Raw genomic sequence first — 24,263 nt, forward strand, 5'->3', positions numbered from 1 at the left:
TTAAATATGAGTTATTTTTTGAGGTTCATTTGACTTTTTATGTCATTCATATTTTGTATGGTTTCTTTCATCTCTTGAATTTGGTGCATCTGTTCTAGCTGGTTTTGCATTGAAAATTGATGATCCTTAAAGGCTTCATGAGCCTCTTTGATATCTAGAGGCTCTTGGGGCTTTTTTATTTGACCACCTTCGGAAGAACTCTCTTTTAGGTGATTCAATTCACTTCCTTGTTTAACGTTTTGGCCTTTTATCACACGATAGTAATCATGAAGGTGGTAACCCGTTATTTTGCCCTGGTTAACCTCTGCTTTTAACAAGTATTTTGGATTGGATTGGCTACTCTCAGGGTTTTGAATTACATTGATGTTTAGTCCTGAGAAGGCTTTATTCCACTCGGATAACTGTGTCTTATTGGTTTCAATAATAAGATTGGTTACCTTGTTAGAGAACAATACATTAGGTGTTACTTGGTAGAGGTGTTTGTTCTCTGTATTGTGACTCAATCGGGTTGCTACCCAGTGGTTTTCGTTTTCTGGATAACCGTTGACCGCAATCATTGAACCTTCTTTAAGCTCTAAGCCGTCAGCGATAATAGTTTGATTATTGATAGTAACGGTATGTCCATCAATAACAAGTTGGTTATCCTCAACCTTTTCTACCAGGCCTGCTAAAGGATAGAAAACCTGAATGGTATCTGTCCAAGGTTGTTTATGGTTGCTGACGGTTTCTACCACTACCTGTTGCCCAAGTTGTAGGGTTTCTTTGCTTGAGAGGTTTGAACTGACATTTACATTTTGGTCATATTCAACTTCAATCCCATTTACCCAAATACTGCCAAACTCGGTAATGGTACCAATAATACCTGTACCTCCAAACCCAGAGTTAGAAGCCACTTGGCCTGTGCCACCAAATCCAGAAGTTTTAGCCACTTGTGTTGGTTGTTCTGCAGTTTTCCCTGTGCCACCAAACCCAGAGTTAGAAGCCGTTTTAACTTCGCTTGGCATTAATTGACAAGCACTCAGAAAAGTCAGCAGAGTAAGCCCAATAATCCCTTTTTTTAGAGCAGCAAAATGCAACATGAACTTATTCCTGCTCTAATGAACTTGATTGCGCATTTTTTAGTGATGCGCGGCTAAAATAAGCACCAACATGCATCTCTTTATTGGCATTGTTAGCGGTAGAATCTTGTTCTTGCAATTGGTTAGCAAACTGGTTGATTTCAGTTAATGCAGCCATCATGCGCTCTTTTGAAAGGCGTTCGATTTTTTCAATCGAATCATCAGTAAGATTTGAGTAATAGACGGCTCTATCAAACATAGCAGGGGTTTGATTTTCTAAGTTATGTGCTACTGAGGTAAGGTGGCTACCAATGTTTTTACCCGCAAAAAACAGTTTTTCTTCAAAGTCTTCTTCAGGCACATAACCCGCTTGAGTTAGCTGAATTTTTTCTAAGCCATCTTCATTTAATAGCTCTACCAAGTCTTGAGTAAGCCATTCGTCTAAAATAGATCTGGGGTGTTTATCTTTAGAGATTGAAAACACGAGCTCTTCAAAAGAGGGGCTACCATCTTGTTGGTAGCGGAACAGTGAGAGCGGTAATCCTTCTGAATCAATATAGCCTTGATGCCCCATCCAAATAGACATAAGTTGCGAACTTAAACTGGCCTTTAACTCTTTTTCAGTAGGTTGGTTACAGTTTTCGGTACGGATGCGTTTAACGTCACCACGATGAATCCCCGTTAATAGGCTAATACGACTATCAGTAAGCTTTTTGGTTTCAATAGAAAACGACTCTTCAGCAACTTCCACATAAGTACGTTTAAGCAAGTTTAGTAAACCAACATACGTAATATCTTGATGAATTAATAGACGAACCAAAGGCCTAAGCATGGTGCTTAGTGCTTTAGCAAGTGCTTTTTCTTTAATGGATGCAGGAGAGTCTTGAGTCATATTCTATTCTTTAAAATTTGGTTGTTAAACTTACACCAATGCTATTGGTTTGCGTTGTGTCAAAGCCAGCAAATCCAGACAGGCTATAGGTTTCATTCAGAGGCTTGCTGATAAAGGCGGCAATACCCAGTTGGTCATCTAAATTTCTAAACACACTTTCTCTATAGTCTAGGCTTACACCAATACTGGTTTTATCGCTATAAAGACGGCCTGTACCAATGGATGCATAAGCGGTATCTTGCATATTTTGACCCGCGACCTTGCCGACCAGTTTATAACCAACAGACCCAAAGAAAGAGACGTTTTTGTCCGCGATTGCAAAATAATCCAGTTGAACAGAGGTGTCGTTTTCACCTGTACTTAAACTTCTGTTTTCATCACCCGTAGGGAGTTTTTCTTTCAGTTTAACTGTAAAGTTACGGCTTAAATCGTAACCCAGTGAAAGCGTTGTATCACCTAGGCCTTGTTCATTAATATTGCCGCTCTCAATGGTCAAATAGGACATAGATACACCAAAAGAGAGTTTGTCTTTTTTTACAGACAGTAACAGTGGTACTGATATAGAGGTAACATCGTCACTATTGATGGTGTCACTTTGACCGTTAGCATAAAAAACGCCCGTAGTGAGTTTTGTGCTGTCAGCCGCTTGAACCACTTTGCTTAACGTTAAGGCACCTATCAGGATGAGCACGATTGGCAAAAAAATGATTTTAAAAATTGTATGAGTCATTATTAACCTTTATTAATGTGGTACCAAATCCAGTACCACATTTTTAAACTTATCGTTTATTCAGTGACCGTTGTTTCTGTTACATTCGCTTCTGTTTCAATAGAAACGTCTTCTGCTGTGGTAACTTCAGTATTGCTGGTATCAATTTCTAATTGCGCTCTAACACGGTTTTGAGCTTGTTCCATTGACTGGTTCATGCTTTGTGTATGCTCCATGATTTGGGTCATCGCCTGAATTTTTTCCATATTCTGCGTCATGGTTTGCACTTTTTCTTGAGCATGTAACGCCATCTCTTGTTGCGCTTGTGTATTGGTCATATCCATTGCCATAGTGGCAAAAGTCGCAGTTACTAAAGCGGTTGCAGCAAGGGTTTTTAAAACAGTTTTTTGAGTTTGAGTGTTCATGGAACGGTCTCCGATGTGAGTATTATACAAAATATGTTAAACGTTTACATTTGTAATGTTACTTAATAAGAGCGATTGTTGTCAATTGAAATGTAAAATAATTACATTAAATATAAAGAGCCTTGGGTTTATTTTAAATAATTTCTGTTTTGGAGTTTATTAACCTATTGAAATATAGAGATTATATTTGAAAAAGGTTTGTAGAGAGAATTAGATTGGTTTTAAGAGACACCAGGCCTTTATACCCCCTTGCGGGGTATGGTAGATGGATTTTGGCCTGGTTTTTGATGAGTTGTTCTTTGAGATGTATAGAATGAGCGTGTTTTTAATGAACTTTAATGCGCTTCATCCCAATTTTTGCCTTCACCCATTTCAACAATTAAAGGCACTTTCAGCTCTAAAGCCAATTCCATTAAACGTTTAATTTCTGGTTTAACCGCTTCTAGGTCAGATTCAGCTACTTCAAATACCAATTCATCGTGTACCTGCATGAGCATTTGAATATCAAAACCACAGGTCGCTAACCATTGCTCTATTTGAATCATCGCAGTTTTAATAATGTCAGCCGCGGTACCTTGCATTGGGGCGTTAATCGCGGTGCGTTCTGCATACTGGCGTAATTGACCATTACGGGCGTTAATGTCTGGTAAATACAGTCTGCGACCTAATAAGGTTTCGACATAACCTGTCTCTTTAGCTTGTTCTTTGGTGTTTTGCATATAGTGCAATACACCAGGATAGCGAGAGAAATAAAGATCGATATATTCTTGCGCTAAATTACGCCCCACATTTAACTGCTTGGCTAAACCAAACGCAGACATGCCGTAAATCAATCCAAAGTTTACTGCTTTGGCACTTCGACGTTGCTCGGTGGTGACCTCTTCTAAAGGCACACCAAAGATTTCAGCTGCGGTGGCTTGGTGAATGTCTTTACCTTGGGCAAAGGCATTTAACAGACCTGTATCGCCCGATAAATGCGCCATAATTCTTAACTCAATTTGTGAGTAATCGGCGGCAATCATTTTATAACCAGGCCTGGTAACAAACGCTTGGCGAATGCGACGACCTTCTGCAGAACGAATGGGAATATTTTGTAAGTTCGGTTCGGTGGAAGATAAACGACCAGTTGAGGCAACGGCTTGCATATAAGAGGTGTGCACACGACCTGTATTAGGATCGACCTGTTTAGGCAAAGAATCCGTATAGGTTGATTTCAGTTTGGCTAAACTACGGTACTCTAAAATCAAAATAGGCATCTCATGCCCTTGTTCAGCCAGTTCGGCTAATACAGGTTCGGCAGTTGATGGCTGGCCTTTTGGGGTTTTTTTGATAATCGGCAATTCTAAGTTTTCAAACAAAATCACTTGTAACTGCTTTGAAGAATTGAGGTTAAACGTTTCGCCAGCAATTAAGTGCGCTTTTTGTTCGAGTTCGGTCAGTTTTTTACTAATCTCTTCACTTTGAATCGCCAACATATCGGTATCTAGTAAAACGCCATTGCGTTCCATGTGTGCTAAAACAGGCATTAAAGGCATTTCTATGTCGGTAAAAACCTTTTTAAGAGAAGGTTCTGCTTCTAACTGCTGCCAAAGTGTTTGATGTAGTTGCAGAGTAATATCGGCATCTTCTGCCGCATAATGTGCCGCGGTTTCAATCTCTATTTGGTTAAAAGTTAGCTGTTTTTTGCCTTTGCCGGCAATCTCTTCAAAGTGGGTGGTGCGATGGTTAAGGTATTTAAGCGCTAAATCGTCCATATTATGACGCGTGGCCACACTGTTTAAACTGTAAGATTCGAGCATGGTATCAAACTGCATGCCTTTTAATGAGATGCCGTGATTTTGTAACACATGCCAGTCATATTTAAGATTTTGACCACATTTGGCGATAGTTGAGTTCTCTAGAATCGGTTTTAAGCGATTTAACACCATATCAATATCAAGTTGTTCAGGTGCGCCTTCATAATCGTGCATTAATGGAATATAGCAGGCCTGGTTACCTGGATTTTCTGGGTCTTTAACGGCGAGGCATAAACCCACAATTTTGGCTTGTAAGGTATTTAATGAGGTGGTTTCAGTATCTATGGCAAACAGCTCGGCGTTTTCAATACGTGTTACCCAAGTTTCAAATTGTTCTTGGGTGAATACGGTTTCATAATTTGAAGCGACGGCTTCTACCTGTGGTGAAGAAGGTTCATTTGAATCAGAATTTGCTGCTGAACTTTTCTTTTGCACGGTTTGGCTATGGGCTTTTGCACCCGTTGATTTAGAAAAAGGCAGATGACCTGCCATCACTTGATTTAACCAGTTTTTTAAATCGTATTCGGTAAACAGTTCTTGTAGGCGTTCCATATCGGCAGGTTGGCGCTGAATATCATCCAGGCTTACAGGTAAGTCGCAATCCACTTTAATGGTAGTTAACTCTTTGGAAAGCGCTAATTGGTCTAGATTATTACGCAGGTTTTCACCAATCTTGCCGCCAATCATCGGTGCATTTTCAACCAAATTATGGATGCTACCAAATGAATTAAGCCATTTAACGGCTGTTTTAGGGCCACACTTTGGGATACCAGGGATATTGTCGGCACTGTCTCCCACTAGGGCCAAATAATCGATGATTTGATCTGGGCGTACACCAAATTTTTCAACAACGGTTTCTGGAGTAGAAAGGGTATCATTCATGGTGTTGATTAGGGTGACGTGTTCATTCACAAGCTGAGCTAAATCTTTATCACCCGTAGAGATAAGGGTGTCGTGCTTGGCTGCTGTGGCTTGATGTGCAAAAGTTCCCATAACATCATCAGCCTCAACGCCATCAATCACCAATAACGGTAAACCAAGCGCTTTAACAATTTCATGTATTGGTTCAATTTGGGTACGTAACTCATCAGGCATTGGTGGGCGGTGCGCCTTGTATTCGCTGTACATGTCATGGCGAAAGGTCTTGCCTTTAGCATCAAAAATCACCGCCATTTTTTCAGGCTGGTACTGTTCAATCAGTTTACCTAACATATTAATGACCCCAAAAATCGCACCCGTTGCTTGGCCTTTACCGTTAGTAAGTGGTGGCATGGCATGAAAGGCTCTAAACAGATAAGAGGAGCCATCTACTAAAATAAATGGGCTATCTGGATTAAAACTGTTTTGCGAATTGGAATCGGTCATTTATATTGCTCATTGTGATAAAATTTGCGCTAACTGCTTAGGTTTAGCCAATTGGTTTAAATTCAGCAGTGGGTTGAAATACAACTTGTTTAATTAACTAGAGACTTTTTAGCAAGAAAACTCGCCTAAAAGCCTCAACCGATTATTCTACCGAATAATCAATCCATTTAAGAGACTTTACTCTATGTCTGTCTATACAGTCGTTGAAGAACACCAATTAGTGGCCTTTTTAGAAGATTATGATGTTGGCACTTTAGAATCCTTTACTGGAATCAGTGCTGGAATTGAGAATACCAACTACTTTGTAAACACCACAAAGCATGGTCAGCTAGAACAGTTTGTTTTAACGATTTTTGAACACCATACATTTGAGGAGTTGCCATACTTCTTAAATATTATGGCATTTATGGCTGAGCACAATATACCTACTGCACACCCAATGCCAACCCACTCAAATGGTTATTTAAAAGAACTTTGTGGCAAACCAGCTGCGCTAGTGGAACGATTAGTGGGTAATACGGTAGAAGACCCATCTATTGAACAGTGCGGTGTGATGGGTGGTCAATTGGCACGTTTTCATATCGCGGGACAGCATTATGAAGGCACACGTGAAAATGATCGCGATTTAAACTGGATGCAAAACACCTACGCAGAGATTAAAAGTCATTTAGCTGATGATGAGCGCCAAATGATTGAGTCTGAATTTGTATTTCAAGCTCAAACTGATTGGGCAGAGCTACCAAAAGGCGTTATTCATGCGGACCTGTTTTGCGATAACGCCATGTTTAATGGCGATGCATTGACGGGCATTATTGACCTCTATTATGCGTGCAACTCAACCTTACTATACGATTTAGCGGTTATGGTAAATGATTGGTGTAGAGTTCATGCTGATAATCCAGCACAAATAGAGTTTGATCAAAAGCGCATCGATGCCATGCTGTCCGCCTATCAAACCCAACGTTCGTTAACCGAACAAGAACAGATTGCTTGGCCAGCGGCTTTGCGTTTAGCTGCATTGCGTTTCTTCTTATCACGTTTAAAAGATAAACACATCCCAAGAGAGGGTGAAATAACCCAAATTAAAGACCCAGAAGTCTTTAAGCGTGTTTTACAACTTCATCAATAACCTCTTTATCGCAACAGATTCAAGACCTACCAGGCCTGGTAGGTTACTACACGCGTTTTTAACACCTGGTAAGTATAAAAAAGGATGTGCGTTGTGATTCAACCAAGCTTACAGCAGCAAATTCAACTAGCGGTAAATGACTTAAAAATGGGTAAAACCATTGCTTATCCAACCGAAGCGGTTTATGGGTTGGGATGTGATCCATTTGATGAAGTGGCGGTTAATAATCTGTTTCACGTGAAACAACGTCCGATTGAAAAAGGGATTATTTTAGTCGCAGGATCTGTTGAACAAATTGAGTCTTGGGTTGAGTTAATCGGCGCACCTTGGGAACAGGCGGTATTATCAACTTGGCCAGGGCCTGTTACCTGGGTATTACCTATTAAAAAACCGATGCCCGACTGGGTTACGGGTGGACGAAATACCGTTGCCATTCGGGTTTCGAATCACCCAGTGGTTAAGGCTTTGTGTAAAGGTTTTGGTGGGCCAATCGTCTCGACAAGTGCCAATGTGACAAGCCATGCCCCTGCAAAGTCTTGTAAAGAGGTGGTGGAGTTTTTGAGTGATAAGCTTTTTTGTATTGATGCTGAATTAGGCGGATTAACCAAACCTACTGAAATTCGTGAAGCCAAAACAGGTAAGGTTTTACGGTAATTTAAATTGCAGAGGTTTGAAAAAGGGTTTCTATATTTTGAGGTTGATTATTCAGTATTTTACAAAATTAACCACAAAGACACTAAGACACGAAGTTTAAAAAATTTTAAAAAAATATTAATCTATATTCTTAATAAGAATTTTATTTCTAAAGCTTTAGAGCGAATAACTTCGTATATTTAGATTATTTACTCGTTCAAAGAAAACAACTGTTAGGTTCTCTAATTCTTCGTGCTTTCGTGTCTTCGTGGTTAAAACCTTTTTAAAACACGCTTGCCATATAAATAACGAGTTACCAGGCCTGGTAACTTGTAATAACACTTGTTTAAAGTATCTTATTTTATCGTTTTACCGCTTTTAGAAACAGAGGCTCTACCTTTTTAGCGTACTTGGTAAGGTCTTTAATACGGCTTGAGTGTGATGGGTGGGTGCTAAGAATTTCGGGTGGTTGGCCACCTTCAGACTGCTTATCCATTTTTCGCCAAACACTGACGGCTGCATAAGGGTTGTACCCTGCTCTTGCAGCGAGCTCTACGCCCATTCTATCGGCTTCAACTTCATGGGTACGGCTATTTGGTAAAGTCAGTGTGACTTGCAAAGCCAGGGAAGCAGCATCTAAAGCTGGGCCTTGAACCCCAGTGAAGATACTCAAAGCAGATAAACCAACTTGTGTAAGCGTTTGTTCAGAAGCACGTTCACGGCCGTGTTCACGCAAGGCGTGGGCAATTTCATGCCCCATAATCGCGGCAATTTCAGCATCGGTTAACTTCAGTTTATTAATAATGCCTGTGTAAAACGCAATCTTACCTCCAGGCATACACCAGGCGTTTAACTGTTCTGATTCAAGAACATTGACCTCCCAATCCCATTTAGGAGCATCTTCTCTAAATACCGCGGTTTGCGGAATGATGTCATTCGCTATTCGGCGCACACGTTGTAACATTGCGTGGTCTGTATTGAGTTTTTTAGCTGTTTTAGCCTCTTTTAGAACCGATTGATAGGCAATTTGAGCACCTTGAGTCATCTCTTGAGGTGAAATCAAAAGCAGCTGTTCGCGCTTGATTCCAACCGTACCTTGTTTGGTGCTGGTTGAGGTACAAGCAACCAATCCTAATAAGGAAAAAGCAATTACGGCCTGTTTGATAAAAGTAATTGTTCTCATCGTTGTGTTCCTAGGTGATGATTATTGACCAAAGACTTTTTTCAGTAGTTCGGTTGTTTGTTTAACGGGGTCTTTACGAATAGCCGCTTCTTCTTGGGCAATGTAATAGAACATGCCATTCATACCTTCGGTAACCACGTGGTCAAGTAAATCGGCTTTAACGTCTGGCACAAAAGGTAAGTCCTTATATTTAGAAATGGCCGTGTCGTAGGCTTTAATCGCACCAACTTCATTGAGTGAGTTTTCAACAATAGGTGCCATTTTTTCTTTAATACCTGGCGATGTTTTCGATTTTAAATATTGCGTAGCAGAGTCTTTTGGCCCTTCATATATCTTTTTAACATCATCGAAAGACATATCTTTGATGGCTTGTAGAAATAGCGCTTTTGCTTCAGGGGTGGCGGCTTCAGCCGCTCGGTTGAGTTTGGTTTCAACATCGTCCATGTATTTACCCATACCAAATTGGCTTAGGGTAGATTGAACTGTTTTCAATGAATCGGGTAGTGGAATATGGATTTTAGGATCGGCATTAAAACCGTCTTTAACCCCCAGTTGATTGACGACCGTTTCTGAGCCTTTAGATAAAGCCTCTTTAAAGGCTTTTTGAATCTCTTCAGTTGATAAGCTGGATGGAATCACACTGTTGGTATTGGAATCTGTTTTGGAGTCACTTGTTGATTCTTGAATACTTTTAAATAATTCTGCACCTTGGTCAAACCAACTTGCCTGAGTATGCGTTGCCAGGCCTGTCAAAGTCACACATAGAGTTAGTGTGAAAAATGGTTTGAAACTTATGTTTGTTTTACGCATGTAAAATTACCTTTTAGTGAATAAGTATTGATGCTAATTAAAACAGAATACCGAATTTAACCATTTTTATCCAAATATTCTTCATGTTAAAGGTTTATCAATAGAGCTGCATTTAAGAGTTAAGTCTATAATTTATGGTAAATACTGTGTTTGCCACTCGTGCGAAATTCATAGTTCAATAAACATATTTTTTTATCACCCAAACTCACTTCTTTAGTAAACAAGACAACGCCTTTTTTATCCTTATATCGTTTGAAATCAAACTCGGGTAGATTGTATTGAAGGTTCCAGACTTTTTTATCGACCGCTTTCTCACAAGAATCAAAGGCGGTGATCTGCCCAGATTTATGTAAAAAACACTGCTTTAGAGTTTGAATAAAAGTGTAGTTAGTCTTAAACGATTGGCCAGGTTTTCCTGATATTTGGGTTAAAGAGACCTCGGTACTGGGTCCATCAATACCACCAGGATGTTTATTCATAAAAAATTTCCAAGCACCTGGGGTTGCCGTATTTTTAGAAATAAATTCATCGCAATGGGTAATGCCAAATTCATGAAATTGCTTTAATAACTGGTTTTTATCCTCTTCAGCATAGGTTAGCCAACTTTGTAACATGAGAGTGATTAATAGAATGTGTTTCATATCATGGTTCTTTTATTTGCTGTGTTTAAAAAGTTTCTTTAAATAAGTCTGGTTATGAGTGTAATGCTTTATTGTTTTGATATTATGCGGTTTTTTTGACTTAAACCCGAAATTTTTTCAGGTATTTAACTTATGCAAAAGGTCTAAATGATTTATTTGATCTAATTTGCATGGTTTCGATACATGCAAACAGAACAAAGAACGACTAGAATAACCTTACACATTATTTAAGGAATTATCATGTCAGAAACCGCTATTAATATTCAAGCTGTTAAAACCTATTTACTGAGCTTGCAAGACGATATTTGTTCACAATTAGCCCAGGAAGATGGCTCAATGGATTTTATTGTTGATGCTTGGGAGCGTGAAGGTGAAGAAGGTGTGATGGGCTTAACAGGCGGTGGGCGTACTCGAGTAATGGAAGGTGGTGCAGTCATTGAAAAGGGCGGGGTTAATTTCTCACATGTTAAAGGCAAAAACTTACCACCTTCTGCCACGGCACACCGTCCAGAATTGGCAGGGCGTTCATTTCAAGCCTTGGGTGTTTCTTTGGTGATTCATCCGCGTAATCCATATGTGCCAACGTCGCACGCTAACATTCGTTTATTTATTGCCGAAAAAGAGGGTGAGCAACCTGTATGGTGGTTTGGTGGTGGTTTTGACTTAACACCTTACTACCCTTTTGATGAGGATGTTTTGCATTGGCACCTTCAGTCAAAAGACGCTTGTGAGCCATTTGGTGATGAGATTTACCCAAAATATAAACAGTGGTGTGATGAATATTTTTATTTAAAACACCGTGACGAAACCCGTGGTGTGGGTGGACTGTTTTATGATGATTTAAATGAAAGTACGTTTGGCTGGGATTTTGCCAAATGTTTTCAATTTATGCAGTCGGTTGGCGACCACTTCATTAAAGCTTATCGTCCGATTATGGCTCGCAGAAAAGAGATGGAGTATGGTGAACGCCAAAAAGACTTCCAACTCTATCGTCGTGGTCGTTATGCGGAATTTAATTTGGCCTTTGACCGGGGTACGATTTTTGGTTTACAAACGGGTGGGCGTACCGAATCAATCTTAATGTCAATGCCACCCGTGGTGAATTGGAAATACGATTATCACCCTGAGCCTGGTTCAGAAGAGTCTAATATTTACAACTACTTAACACCCAAAGATTGGTTAACCGAGTTAGCGTAATTTGTATGGATAAACTTCGCGTAGACAAATGGTTATGGGCAGCACGCTTTTTTAAAACCCGCGGGGTCGCTTTAGAAGCGATAAAAGGTGGTAAAGTTGAATTGAATGGTTGTAAACCTAAACCCAGTAAAACTTTGAGCATTGGCGATAAACTCAAAATCACCCAAGTGCATCGTCAGATTGAGGTGACAGTGCTGATTGTCAGCGATAAACGCGGCAATGCCGAACAAGCTTTAACCCTTTATCAATTAGATAATGAAGTCTTAAACCAGCGTAAGCCCACCGCAGACATGGCTTTGGTTGGCTATAGAGAAAAGGGCGCAGGCCGTCCAACTAAACGTGATAGACGAAAAATTGAAAATTTAGGTTTTTAGTTTATAATCCTGAGTTGTTAAAATTACTTATTAAGTTAATTAAGGACATAAGATGAAAAAACTCATACTTGCTTCTGCACTTTTTGCAGGTTCATTTGCCTCTCATTCTTTATATGCTTCTTCAATGGAAAATGTAGGTTTAGGTATTAATTATGGAGCCTTTTCAGGACCTTCTTTAGAGCTTTCATACCCAATTTCAGATACTGTGCAAGTACGTGGTGCACTGTCTGGTGGAATGGGACTTTCAGAAACGGCAAAAGATACTGATATTGAATATGATGTAGAAGCCGATGGTGGTATTCATCGTATAGCTTTGGACTACCATCCTTTTGCTAATGGGTTCTTTTTATCGGCAGGTTATGCCATTAACAATTTTGAACTGGATGCGAGTGGAAGTAAATCAGGTAGCGTAACGGTTGGTAATGATACTTTCACTGGTGATGTGAATATAAATGCTAACATTGCTTGGGATAATGCGCCTACTTTAAGTTTAGGTTGGGGTCATTCACCTCAACAAGGTTTAGGGTTTATGATTGAAGCAGGTGCTTTCTTTACTGGGTCGCCAAATACAGATATAAACGGTACTTGTACTGGTACATGTACGGGATTTGACGAAGCTTTAAAAGACGAAGAAGTTAAGCTACAGAAAGACGTGGCCGATTATGATTTCCTTCCAATGCTTCAAGCAGGCATTACCTACCGTTTTTAAGTTAACTTAGCAGTGATGTTTCATCACTATTTACCCAGTTAACGATTAAAAAGCACCCCTGTTTTTCTGGGTGCTTTTTTATTTATTAGAGTTTTGCATGCCCGTAGACAAAAAAATACACCTTACTGGGGTGAACAATTTGTTCAGCTGTTCGAGTGTACTTTAAAAATGATTTAATTTTTTAATTGTAATTTTATCGATTGGTTTGAGGGGAGTTTGCTATAGAACTATCCATTTCATTAGCAAAGACACCAACGGTACGGTTGCCATCTATATTGACATCAACTAAACCTGTTAAATTTTTAGCTTCTGTACCATTAAACGATCCATTAATCGAGCCTGTCGCCGCTTGGTTATTTTCTACCCAGTTTGGCCTAAAGAAAGAGCCTTGATTTTCATAAGTTTGGTAGTTTAAGCTGTTTTCTGTTGAGCTAAATTGATTACCTGTGACCACACCTGAAGCTTGTAGTTTGCTATCAGGAGCAAAAATTCTACTACCATCCAGCTTCCAGTAACCATCCCAACTTGAATTACCAAAATTCACTGTAATTTGATTATATCGAGTACCTGACTTATCTCCTTTATACATACCATAACCACTGTAAGTAGCCGTTATATTGTTTAAAGCCAATTCATTGATATAGTCTGCACTGGTTAATGACCCAGCAACAAATTTTGATTCATATGGAAAACTGCTATCATCTTGGGTTGTAAAATAACCTGATGTTACATTCTCATTATTGAGAGCATCAGGTAATTGACTACCACCAAAAAGGGTGGGTAAAACAGAACTTACAACAGTAAGAGATTCATCTTCTGAAGTTATTTTAAAGTAGGAGTTATCCCAAGCGGGGGCCGTAAAGGATGCATCCTTATTAAATGTGACAGTTGATCCATCCTCTAAGTTCATAACCGCCAAAATATTATCATTATCAGGATCATGATTAATATTTAATACGCCTGTTAGATATTTGTATTGTTGAACATTGCGACGAGCAGGTTGTTGTTCAACTGGATTGTTGTCCATCTCTACTGGCACTCTCAAAATGGCGTAACCTCGCCAGTTGTATGAAGCCTCTTCATTAACTTCATTAGGTACAACAACAGATCCACCAAATTCATCGCCATCAATAGCTGGTAATCCAAGTGCTGAGTTGCTTCCATCAACGGGCCCAGCGGCTGTAGGCTCTTGCTGGCTTAAATAGGTGTCAATACCACACCAAATCCCCCATCCTTGGAGGGTATCAGTGCTGTTACACTCTTTTTTGTCAATAGCGTAAACCGTTGTTGGGCTGAGTAAGCCTAAAATGATTAGGCTAAGTATTTTTTTTGAGAAATGAATGTTCATGAATTATACCTCCTGGTTTATTTCATAAAAAACCTCTTTAAAAACGTTTACTGACTTCTAAAGAAGCGTCGGTTCGCTCGTATTCATAAATTGAGACATCCGACGTATTGTTGTATCGGCTAATTTTTCCGTTAATAATCCAATCAGCAAAATAACCTGTTGGAATGCTATAGGTAGCACCAATAATGGCTGAGACTTCACTGTCATTTCTAGCAATGTTATAGACAGGTTCAACACCGTCATAATCAACAACTTTATATTCAACTTGACCGAAAACGAGCGAGTTTTCAGTTGCTGCGTAATAGAGACCAGCATGAGCGGATTTTGATATATTTTGTTTGTTATCATCTTTTGCATCGTTTAATGCATAGTTTAGGCCTGCTTTTGCAAGTAACTCTTGATTGTATTGGTGTTGCATCTCAACACCCAAACCGTATTTGATGCCATCTCTACCATCATTTAGGGCGGATTCAAACTCTTGGTTTGTGACTTCCCCTGTAACGGTATATTGGTTGGCTTTGTCCACTTTGGTGTAATGCGCATGGAGGCCTGTGAAAAGACCAAGTTGAGTATCTCCTAGACTAATGTGGTCAACGCGTAAATTCACACCTGCTCGCCAATCTGTACTAGAGATAAAATTGGCTCCTGTGGTAAGGGTAGCAACATCTAAATTGTAGTCGCCTGTGTCTTGATAAGCTTTTCGGTATAACCCAACAGAAGTCGCCCACTCCATTTTGACTGGACGAGATCCAATACCTAAAGTTCCAGGAACACGGTAAGTGTGATTAAGCTGAAGATTAATTCCGCCATAGTTTTCTTCTTGGGCAATGGAGTTATTCGCTAAGGTAAAGTCCGTGCCATTGATATTGATAATGGAATCAGTTGGACTGGCATTAATGTTAGTATCATGACCAATGCTAACACCGACACTGCCTTCAAAAGTATGTCTGTTTTTAGATTCAGCTTCTTCAATTTCTTGTAATTGGCTTAAAAAAATCTCAATGGTTTCTTTCACTTGCGGTGGAGTGTTGGGGTCACTTAGGACTCTGTCCGCATGTAGTTTTGCTTGGCTGTATAGCGTGGCTCTAAAGTATGAAACAGCTAATTCTAATTCGGCTCTTTTTAACTGGGGTTGGCTGTCGATGAGTTTTTCGAGCATTTCAATGGAGGCAAAGATATCACCACTTTCACGTGTTTTTAGGGCATCTAAAAACTGTTGGTTGAAAATGTCAGAGTCTACTGAATCTGCTGCCAGTGCAAAGTTTGCCGTGGAGATAGCGAGCACACCGATTAAAAGTTTTTTCGAAAATGTCATGTTTAAATCCTTAGATTTGAATAATTTTGTTTAGTTAATTTCAATTCTAGTCTTAAAAAATGACTAATCAATGGCTTGCAGTGGTTAAGCATTATAAGAGTCATACTATTGTCGCTGCATGTCGGTATTTGTCGGTGTTTGTCGTTTTCTTAGATGGTTTGAGGTTTGATTGATTAAACGCGTTAGAAAACGGGTTAAATATTTTGCAAACGTTTGTATTTGATTCAATCAATAAAAAGATTGATAAGGTTCTGCTCATTGCTTTGATTATTATGAATATAATCTCTTCTATCACTGTTAAATTAACTTGGAATTTTCATGACAAATCTTTCTGACTATACGGTTCTCTTTGATGCTCAAAACGCGGAGTTGTTTGAAAGTTCGATTGCACCTCAGCTTGAAAAGAGCTGGACTGTTATACCTTTTCAATCTGTTAATGAGTTGTCTTTGCCTAGCGATATAAAAGTTTTATTTTGGTTGGGAGACTTGCCTCTATATGAGTTGATTCCCCATGCAGTAGAAAAAAATTGGTCAGTGGGTTTTCTGCCTCACCCTGATATGAATCGTTTTTATCGTACTTTTCCGATTTCTAAAAAAATAGAAGAGGTATTAGAAGATATAAAAAGCACAGAAGACCCTGTTTTATCAGATCTACTGTTTTGTAATGAACAACTGGTATTAGGCTCTGTCATGCTTGGCAATCCAACGATAATGCGCCCAGCATCAAATATGGACAATAGCATTTGGAGTAAATTGAAATACCTGGCTTTAATGACCTTTAATTTGAGTAAAGTTCATCTTTCATCCTATAAATTACAAACGGAAAAAAATTCCGTGGTTAATACAGCTGCGTTGGGGGTGACATTTGTTTATCGCCCAAGTGGCAGTGATTTTACTAAGCGTGTGATTGGTGAAACTGAGGTGGATGAGTCTTCATTGAATGCAATTCTTTTGGCACCTAGAAGTATTTCTGAGGTGATACGATTTTTGTTCTCGCGTTTGTTTCCTAGTAAAGAGGGTGCTCAAGGTTTTGCTAATTATATTGGTTATATTAAAACAAGCTCAATTGAGGTTTCGTCCACTCAGTCTTTATCTTATACCGTTGATAGCGTTCCTTACACAAATGAAGTTGTCAATGTGGCTGTTAAGCCAAATGCACTTAAAGTAATCAGTTCAAGATTGCCAAAAAAGCTTCCAGTAGAGGAAGCTAAAGAGTCTATTCGAGTATCCACGTTACCTAAAGGACAAGCTGTTAAAGAGCTTATAAGTCGTCCACTACCATGGATTCATCACGTAGATGCCGAGGAGGTGAAAGAGACATTTGTTAACTTAAAAGAGAGTGCTCAAATAACTGAATCGTATTTAATGTTAATGGTACTTTCAACATTGCTTGCTACGGTTGGTTTATTTGCAAACTCTGCACCTGTGATTATAGGTGCGATGATTTTAGCCCCGTTAATGGCGCCAATTATCTCTCTATCTATGGGGGTCTTACGCCAAAATATTGATTTAATTTCTACCAGCATTAAAACATTGCTTGTTGGTATTGTTCTGGCACTGTTTTTTGGTATTTTGCTTACACTTATTACGCCATTGCAAGCGGTCACAAGTGAGATTTCGGCACGTTTAAGCCCTACGATTTTAGATTTAGCCGTCGCGATTATTTCAGGTATTGCTGGTGCTTATGCTAACGCTCGTTCTGAGGTGGCAAAAAGTTTGGCGGGTGTTGCTATTGCAGTTGCACTTGTTCCTCCATTAGCGGTTTCGGGTATAGGAATCGGCTGGTTAGATTGGCATACTTTTTCAGCCGCTTTTTTATTGTTCATAACTAACTTGGTAGGAATTGTCTTAGCTTCTACTTTGACTTTTTTGGTGATGGGTTTTAGTCCATTTCATTTGGCAAAAAAAGGGGTGGCCTATGCATTAGGCTTTGTATTGCTAGTGAGTATTCCTTTGAGTTTTTCATTTAAAAAATTAGTTGAAAAACAACAGGTTATTTCTACCCTGGAAGGGTTGAATCTGGCTGGAATTGAGGTAAGGGATGTGCAAATTCGCGACCAATTTCCTTTATATGTTTCCGTTACTTTACTATCTAATAAAAGTATTGATATTGATCAGATTGAAAAAGTTAAAAAACAGATAGAAGAAAGATTAAATCGTGATATTCAATTAGAGTCAAAGATAGCCATTATGCGTTAATAGCATAGACAAGAAATAGCTTATTTTAAGTATAAAAAAACCCCATAAAATGGGGTTTTTTATTACCTAAAACCAATTAGGTTAAGCTAGAGGATAGCTTATTTAGCCATTGCCGCACGTTTTTTAGCAATTAGGTTTTGAATGATTGGAGTCATCATTAAATCCATTGCTTGAACCATGTGAGAACCGCTACAAACTAAAGTTTCAGCATTCTGTAAGAAAGCCCCTTCAATTTGATCTTTGATTGCTTCAAGGTTAACGTCTTGGTGACGAACGTGACAGATGATTAGTGAATCTTCTGGCGCTGGTCCCATTGGTGCATCTGGAGACATGGTTGAAAACGGATCAGAGGTATCAATTAACGGTACACGGTGGAAGTTAATGTGTGTACGGTGGAACTGAGGAACGATTGTTTCAATATAGTCAGGCATACGCTCTAGGATTGTGTCACGAACCTGCTGTACTGAATATGGACGTTCAGCGGTATCACGATAGATTTTCTGCATCCACTCAATGTTGATAGATGGTGCTACACCAATCCCTAAATCAACATACTGTGCTACGTTATGCATACCTTCTTCTGGACCGTGATCCATACGCTTAACCATTCCGTGAAGACCTTCATAGAAAAGTACATCTGTTCCTTCTGGAATTGGCTCCCAAGGAGTGAATTCACCAGACTGGTAGTTTGTTCCACCTAGACGTGCATTATGCTCATCTGCTTCTTCATCACTGTGAATGTAGTAACGACGTTTACCCGTAGCCGTCTCTTTATACTCTTTAAAAAGTGCTTCTAGTTCGCCAAATTCGTTTGCCGCTTCTGAGAAGTGAGTAAGTGTTGGACCACCGCTGGCTTTTGATTCAGCCACTTTTTCTTTCATTTCAGCACGGCTGTATTTGTGGTAGCTGTCACCTTCAACGATAGCTACGTTAAGGTTTTCGCGATCAAAAATCTTTTCTACAGCGCGTTTAACAAAAGAGGTACCTGCTCCAGATGAACCTGTTACGGTAACGATAGGGTGTTGTACTGACATGAACTGTCTCCTAATTTAAAGAGCTACCAGGCCTGGTAACTCTGTGTTTTTACTTTATAAATTCTTTATAGCTTTAGACTTGTGACGCATATTAGAAACTAAAAGAGTTAATTTTTCAAAAATAAATCACTTTTAGCTTCTTATTGGTAAATTTAAATTTGCGTTTTATACGTCTAGGTTTTCAACTTGTAATGCGTTCGATTCAATGAAGTCTCTACGTGGTTCAACTTCGTCGCCCATTAAGGTGGTGAATACTTGATCGGCTATCATTGCATCACGCACTGTGACTTGCAGTAAACGACGTGCTTCGGCATTCATAGTGGTTTCCCAAAGCTGTTCTGGGTTCATCTCCCCCAAACCTTTGTAGCGTTGAATGTTTTGGCCACGCTTGGCTTCATTAAATAACCAATCAATCGCTTCACTGAAAGTAGCAATAGATTCGGTTTTTTCACCACGTTGAATGTAAGCGGTACTGGTTAATAAGCCTTGTAAGGCTTTACCAAGTTCTACAATTTGTGCGTAATCTTTAGAAGCAAAGAATTCGGCATCAAAGATTTGTGTGCTCAAGGTACCGTGCTCACGTTGATGTAAACGAATCTGGAACTTACCTTTACTTTCCATGTCTGTTGCAGGTTCACTACTTAATTGGTAATCAACCTTATTCAGTTCACCACTGGCTTTTAGTGGTGGTAGTACGGCATTAATCCAGGCTTCTAAAGCGCTTGAATCATTTAGCATGTCTAGATTGATTTCAGGGTAATCGACCAGCATATTCAAGAAAACTGGATTATAGCGACGAGCTAAACGATCAATAACGTGTTTGGTTTTAAAATAATCTTTTGACAAGTTTTCTAATGCAACGCCACTGATGGCTGGCGCACCTTGCGCCGTAAACAGAGATGAACCGTCAATGGCATTTTGTAATAGATAGCTTTCAAGTTCTCTATCATCTTTTAGATAGGTCTCTTGCTTGCCCTTTTTAACTTTATATAAAGGTGGCTGAGCAATGTAGATATAACCTTTCTCAACTAGCTCAGGATACTGACGATAGAAGAAAGTTAACAGCAGAGTTCGGATGTGAGAACCATCCACGTCGGCATCCGTCATAATGATAATGCGGTGGTAACGCAGTTTCTCAATATTGTACTCTTCATGCCCAATACCACAGCCTAAAGCGGTGATAAGAGTACCAACTTCAGCCGAGCTTAACATCTTGTCAAAACGAGCTTTTTCAACGTTAAGGATTTTACCTTTTAACGGTAAGATTGCTTGAGTACGGCGGTCTCGGCCTTGTTTGGCCGATCCACCCGCGGAGTCACCCTCCACCAAGTAAAGTTCAGAAAGTGCAGGGTCTTTTTCTTGGCAATCAGCCAGCTTACCTGGCAGGCCTGCAATGTCCAAAGCCCCTTTACGACGGGTCATTTCACGGGCTTTACGGGCGGCTTCACGGGCGCGAGCGGCATCCATAATCTTAGAGAAAACGGATAGAGCATCTTTAGGGTTTTCTAATAAGAACTCAGCCAGTTTTTCATTCATGGCTGTTTCAACGGCCGATTTTACTTCTGAAGAAACCAGTTTATCTTTAGTCTGTGATGAGAACTTAGGGTCTGGTACTTTAACTGAGATAACCGCGGCTAAACCTTCACGCGCATCGTCCCCTGAAACCGTCATCTTATATTTTTTGTTTAAACCTTCAGATTCTGCATAGCTGTTTAAAGTACGGGTTAATGCCGCTCTAAAACCAGATAGGTGGGTACCACCATCACGCTGAGGAATGTTGTTGGTAAAACAGAAAATAGACTCTTGATAGGCTTCAGACCATTGCATGGCCACTTCAACGGTAATATCGTCTTTTACGGTAGTGAAGTAGAAGGCTTTTTCATGAATGGGGGTTTTATTGGTGTTGATATAGTCAACAAACGCCTTAATACCACCTTCAAATTGAAACACCTCATGGCGGTCATCACGTTTATCTACTAATTCAATGTGCACACCCGAGTTTAAGAAAGAGAGCTCTCTTAAACGTTTTAGCAGATAGTCGTAATTAAAGTCGGTTACATTGGTAAAGGTTTCTGTACTTGGTAAAAATCGAATTTCAGTACCCGTTTCATCGGTGTCGCCAACCGTAGCCATGGGTGCATCGGGTACACCGTGCGTGTACGATTGCTTCCAAATATGACCTTCACGCTTAATGGTCAAATCGAGCTTTGAAGAGAGGGCGTTTACAACCGAAACCCCCACCCCGTGAAGACCACCAGACACTTTGTAAGAGTTATCATCAAACTTACCACCTGCGTGGAGAACGGTCATAATAACTTCAGCGGCAGAAACGCCTTCTTCTTCATGGATTCCAACAGGAATACCACGGCCGTTATCGGTAACGGACACAGAGCCATCGGTGTGAATGGTAACTACAACCTTGTCACAGTGACCTGCTAAGGCTTCATCGATACCGTTATCAACAACTTCAAAGACCATGTGGTGGAGACCAGTACCATCATCGGTGTCACCAATGTACATACCAGGACGTTTTCGGACTGCATCAAGACCTTTTAAAACCTTGATGGAGGAGGAATCGTATTGCGTTTCTTCAGACATAAACTCGATTTCTTTTATGGAGATTAATCATTGTTAAGAATGCTTAATCTCAGGTTATTTTTATAATCAAAATATTAGACGAATTTTACCATAAAATTGCATAAATTACCTAATCGAATTTAGCCGTTTTTTACTAGTATAACTACATGTTTTTAAAAGAATTATTGATGTTGTAAAAGACGCAAAAAATTGGTGTGGAGAGAGAGGACGAAATTCCTAATAAAAAAGGCCACAAAAGTGGCCTCTTTGATAAGCGGTAATTTATTAATTGTGGTTGTAGAATTAACCAAACATCCAGCTAGTAGGCTCAGGAATTGATTCTTGTTTACCTAGGTATTTAATGCCTTTAACACAACGAACGATATACCAAACTAGAACAAAAAGTATGATGATCCAACCAATCATCACTGCCGTTAAAACTACGCCGATAATGGTATAGAGTAAGCCAATCCAAAAGGTACGAATTTGGAACTGATAATGGCTATCTAGATAATTGCCATCGCCTTTATTGATGTAAGCCATAATAACCCCCACAATTGAGGTAATTCCAACGAGCAAGCTTACAAGATAAAGCACATAGATAATCATAGGTACGGTTGTGCTAACAACCGCTTGCGTACCTTCAGTTTGCGGCTTTTGGTTCTCTTCTGACATAAATATCCTTTTCTAATTATTGTATTTTTTATAAAACAGATGGATTTTACCAAATATAAGCAAATGTCCTTATAAAAATAATTGTTATTTGCATTAAATAGATTTTATTACGGGCTGAGCGAGTTGTGCTTAATTAGCGGGGTTTACTAAACAATCAATGTGACCATTTTGAATTGACCAGGCCTGGGTAGTTTGAGAATTGAGAATGGGAACAAGTTCTGCAGAGGTTGTGGTGATGATATGCTGAATATTAAGGATTTGGAGTAACTCAAGCAACTTAGTTCTGTGGATTTCATCGAGTTCAGCAGGTAGGTCATCAATCAACATAATAACGGGTTCATTGACTATTTTTTCATGCAGACTGGCCTGAGCCAATAACAGAGCACAAACAAAGAGTTTTTGCTGACCACGAGAGAGAATATTCATCGCTTCTTGGTTATTAAATTTAAAACGAATATCGGCACGGTGTGCGCCATATTGGGTGTGACCAACTTGTTGGTCTTTAGCAAAATTTTGCTGGTACAACGCCAATAGGTCGTCATTGGTTTTTGGCCAGCCAGCACGATACTGACAAACAACTTCACTTTCGATTTCTGGCATTAAGGCTTGGCAAAAAGTCACTAAGTAAGGTGTTAATTCAGCCAAATAATCTTGGCGAATGGCATCGATTTGTTGAGCATTTTCGACCAAAGTACTGTCCCATAGCTGCACTTGTTCTTTAGGTAATCGTTTTTTTAACGCATGGTTTCTCTGCTTTAACCCACGTTGATAATTTCGCCACAAAGGCATAAAGGTTTCTGATTGATGAAAGCAACCCCAATCCATAAATTGGCGACGCGCCTTTGGACCTTCTTCAAGCAGTTTATGGCTTTCAGGAGTCAATAGTTGAATCGGTAACAGTTTGGCAATAGGGCCATGGGACTTAACGGTTTCGCCATCAATTCTTAATAAAGTGTTATCGGTGGTTTTTTGAATGCCGATTTTATGAGTTTTGTTCGCATCGTGACTGGATGATGCTTCACAAAAAAGAGTGGCTGATGTCTGTTCATGCTGAATAAGGTGGTGTGATTTCTGAGAGCGAAAAGAACGCCCTGTCGCTAATAACCAAACCGCCTCAATAATTGCAGTTTTACCCGCCGCATTATTACCGATAATCAAGTTCAACCCTGAACTCAACTCAAAGCAAGCCGAATCACAATTACGAAAGTTCTGGATACTCAGTTTGCTTAATTGCGTCACGCTACTCTTTACCCCAGTTATGGTGTGAAGGGTCATATTTCAAACTAGCAGGTTCTTGGTGAATTACCACATCCAAATCAGTAAAACGTTGCTTGAGTTTTTTGGTGACATTTTCGGCTATTTTATGGCTTTCAAATAGGCTAAGATTGTCGTCGAGTTCTAAATCAAATTGCACAAACTTATTAGGCCCAGACTGATAACTTCGTAAGTCGTTCATGCCTAAAACACCTTCAGTGGCTAGAGTGATTTGCTTAATCTCTTCACGCATCTGTTGTGGTAGTTCATGGTCAAGAAGCTGATTGCCAGCCTCAATTGCTATGCGTATTGCAGAGTAAAAAATCCACGCGGCTATGGCAAAGCCTGCTAGTGGGTCAAGCCATTGAATGGCGCTAAACCATAGGGTGATAATAACGAGAATATTGGCTAAGACATCAGATAGATAATGCAATGAATCGGCCTTGATGGCAGTTGATTGGGTTTTTCTGATGACATAACGTTGAAAACTTAATAAGCCTAAGGTCACCATTAGCGAGATAATCATAACGATAAACCCTAAATCAGCCGATTGGATTGCTTGAGGATGAATAAATCGTTCAATTGAATAGATAATTAAATAAACCGCCGAGCCAGAAATAAATACACTTTGCGCCAAAGCCGCGAGTGGTTCGGCATTGCCATGTCCAAATCGGTGCTCTTTATCGGCTGGGGTTTGCGCGATTTGCACGGCAATTACAATCATAACCGAGGCGGCAATATCAATCGCCGAATCAAGAAGTGAAGCCAAAATACTCACCGATTCGGTGTACCACCAAGCATAAAGCTTTAGCAATAAAAGCAAGCTGGCAATCACAACCGAGGCATAAGTGGCAATCCTGACAAGACGAGCTTTATTCATAAAATATCTGCATGAGTGAAGGCAAAACTAAAGTCTAATACTATATTGTTTAAAAAGGAA

The 24,263-nt window shown here is 39.7% G+C and carries 21 protein-coding genes; 6 read left to right on the top strand and 15 right to left on the bottom strand.

What is annotated here, in order from left to right; all coding sequences use genetic code 11:
* Positions 1 to 11: 11 nt before the first annotated feature.
* The 5 genes from A379_RS07290 to polA all read right to left on the bottom strand — a co-directional run bounded on the left by A379_RS07290 (position 12) and on the right by polA (position 6,245).
* Positions 12 to 1,079, bottom strand: a complete 1,068-nt coding sequence (locus A379_RS07290) for a DUF5666 domain-containing protein (RefSeq protein WP_040727175.1) — start codon at positions 1,077 to 1,079, stop codon at positions 12 to 14.
* A 4-nt stretch (positions 1,080 to 1,083) separates the two neighbouring features.
* Positions 1,084 to 1,950 (bottom strand): DUF6502 family protein, encoded by an 867-nt coding sequence (locus A379_RS07295; RefSeq protein WP_051145080.1) that lies wholly within the window; start codon positions 1,948 to 1,950, stop codon positions 1,084 to 1,086.
* A gap of 10 nt (positions 1,951 to 1,960) precedes the next feature.
* Positions 1,961 to 2,680 carry a hypothetical protein gene (locus tag A379_RS07300; RefSeq protein WP_040727176.1) on the bottom strand — a complete coding sequence of 240 codons (720 nt, stop codon included), beginning with the start codon at positions 2,678 to 2,680 and terminating at the stop codon, positions 1,961 to 1,963.
* Positions 2,681 to 2,736: 56 nt separating this feature from the next.
* Entirely contained in the window at positions 2,737 to 3,084 is a 348-nt protein-coding gene (locus tag A379_RS07305; protein ID WP_040727177.1) for a hypothetical protein, read from the bottom strand.
* A gap of 335 nt (positions 3,085 to 3,419) precedes the next feature.
* On the bottom strand, positions 3,420 to 6,245 hold the full coding sequence (gene polA / locus A379_RS07310) for a DNA polymerase I (protein ID WP_051145081.1): 2,826 nt from the start codon (positions 6,243 to 6,245) through the stop codon (positions 3,420 to 3,422).
* A 184-nt stretch (positions 6,246 to 6,429) separates the two neighbouring features.
* Between polA and A379_RS07315 the strand changes: the two genes are divergently transcribed.
* Complete coding sequence (locus A379_RS07315) at positions 6,430 to 7,374, top strand: homoserine kinase (RefSeq protein WP_040727178.1); 945 nt, start codon at positions 6,430 to 6,432, stop codon at positions 7,372 to 7,374.
* 93 nt (positions 7,375 to 7,467) lie between these two features.
* Entirely contained in the window at positions 7,468 to 8,028 is a 561-nt protein-coding gene (locus A379_RS07320; protein WP_232744824.1) for an L-threonylcarbamoyladenylate synthase, read from the top strand.
* A gap of 340 nt (positions 8,029 to 8,368) precedes the next feature.
* Here the strand turns inward: A379_RS07320 and A379_RS07325 are convergent, their stop codons facing one another.
* The 3 genes from A379_RS07325 to A379_RS07335 all read right to left on the bottom strand — a co-directional run bounded on the left by A379_RS07325 (position 8,369) and on the right by A379_RS07335 (position 10,641).
* On the bottom strand, positions 8,369 to 9,190 hold the full coding sequence (locus tag A379_RS07325; protein WP_040727181.1) for a M48 family metallopeptidase: 822 nt from the start codon (positions 9,188 to 9,190) through the stop codon (positions 8,369 to 8,371).
* Positions 9,191 to 9,211: 21 nt separating this feature from the next.
* A complete protein-coding gene (locus A379_RS07330; RefSeq protein ID WP_051145082.1) occupies positions 9,212 to 10,000 on the bottom strand; it encodes a DUF4197 domain-containing protein in 789 nt (262 codons plus the stop codon).
* A gap of 125 nt (positions 10,001 to 10,125) precedes the next feature.
* Positions 10,126 to 10,641 carry a hypothetical protein gene (locus A379_RS07335; RefSeq protein ID WP_040727183.1) on the bottom strand — a complete coding sequence of 172 codons (516 nt, stop codon included), beginning with the start codon at positions 10,639 to 10,641 and terminating at the stop codon, positions 10,126 to 10,128.
* Between the two features lie 240 nt (positions 10,642 to 10,881).
* Between A379_RS07335 and hemF the strand changes: the two genes are divergently transcribed.
* Genes hemF through A379_RS07350 form a run of 3 tightly spaced genes read left to right on the top strand, consistent with a single transcriptional unit; the run spans position 10,882 to position 12,921 of the window.
* Positions 10,882 to 11,838 (top strand): oxygen-dependent coproporphyrinogen oxidase, encoded by a 957-nt coding sequence (gene hemF / locus A379_RS07340; protein ID WP_040727184.1) that lies wholly within the window; start codon positions 10,882 to 10,884, stop codon positions 11,836 to 11,838.
* A gap of 5 nt (positions 11,839 to 11,843) precedes the next feature.
* A complete protein-coding gene (locus A379_RS07345; protein ID WP_040727185.1) occupies positions 11,844 to 12,212 on the top strand; it encodes an RNA-binding S4 domain-containing protein in 369 nt (122 codons plus the stop codon).
* A 52-nt stretch (positions 12,213 to 12,264) separates the two neighbouring features.
* Entirely contained in the window at positions 12,265 to 12,921 is a 657-nt protein-coding gene (locus tag A379_RS07350) for a hypothetical protein (RefSeq protein WP_040727187.1), read from the top strand.
* Between the two features lie 193 nt (positions 12,922 to 13,114).
* Here A379_RS07350 and A379_RS07355 read toward each other — a convergent pair whose 3' ends face one another.
* Positions 13,115 to 14,269, bottom strand: coding sequence for a transferrin-binding protein-like solute binding protein (locus A379_RS07355; protein ID WP_040727188.1), 1,155 nt, complete (start codon positions 14,267 to 14,269; stop codon positions 13,115 to 13,117).
* Positions 14,270 to 14,306: 37 nt separating this feature from the next.
* Positions 14,307 to 15,584 carry a DUF2860 family protein gene (locus A379_RS07360; RefSeq protein ID WP_040727190.1) on the bottom strand — a complete coding sequence of 426 codons (1,278 nt, stop codon included), beginning with the start codon at positions 15,582 to 15,584 and terminating at the stop codon, positions 14,307 to 14,309.
* A gap of 318 nt (positions 15,585 to 15,902) precedes the next feature.
* Between A379_RS07360 and A379_RS07365 the strand changes: the two genes are divergently transcribed.
* Positions 15,903 to 17,783, top strand: a complete 1,881-nt coding sequence (locus A379_RS07365) for a TIGR00341 family protein (RefSeq protein ID WP_040727191.1) — start codon at positions 15,903 to 15,905, stop codon at positions 17,781 to 17,783.
* Between the two features lie 98 nt (positions 17,784 to 17,881).
* Here the strand turns inward: A379_RS07365 and A379_RS07370 are convergent, their stop codons facing one another.
* From A379_RS07370 to A379_RS07390, 5 genes are all read right to left on the bottom strand, one after another.
* A complete protein-coding gene (locus A379_RS07370) occupies positions 17,882 to 18,817 on the bottom strand; it encodes a phosphoribulokinase (RefSeq protein ID WP_040727193.1) in 936 nt (311 codons plus the stop codon).
* A 165-nt stretch (positions 18,818 to 18,982) separates the two neighbouring features.
* Positions 18,983 to 21,415 (bottom strand): DNA topoisomerase (ATP-hydrolyzing) subunit B, encoded by a 2,433-nt coding sequence (gene gyrB / locus A379_RS07375; protein ID WP_040727195.1) that lies wholly within the window; start codon positions 21,413 to 21,415, stop codon positions 18,983 to 18,985.
* A gap of 282 nt (positions 21,416 to 21,697) precedes the next feature.
* Positions 21,698 to 22,069, bottom strand: coding sequence for a membrane protein (locus tag A379_RS07380; protein ID WP_040727197.1), 372 nt, complete (start codon positions 22,067 to 22,069; stop codon positions 21,698 to 21,700).
* 129 nt (positions 22,070 to 22,198) lie between these two features.
* Complete coding sequence (gene recF, locus A379_RS07385; protein ID WP_040727200.1) at positions 22,199 to 23,308, bottom strand: DNA replication/repair protein RecF; 1,110 nt, start codon at positions 23,306 to 23,308, stop codon at positions 22,199 to 22,201.
* Position 23,309: 1 nt separating this feature from the next.
* Positions 23,310 to 24,203, bottom strand: coding sequence for a cation diffusion facilitator family transporter (locus A379_RS07390; protein ID WP_040727201.1), 894 nt, complete (start codon positions 24,201 to 24,203; stop codon positions 23,310 to 23,312).
* Positions 24,204 to 24,263 lie beyond the last annotated feature (60 nt).

Source organism: Thiomicrorhabdus sp. Kp2 (assembly GCF_000478585.1).
Lineage (GTDB): Bacteria > Pseudomonadota > Gammaproteobacteria > Thiomicrospirales > Thiomicrospiraceae > Thiomicrorhabdus.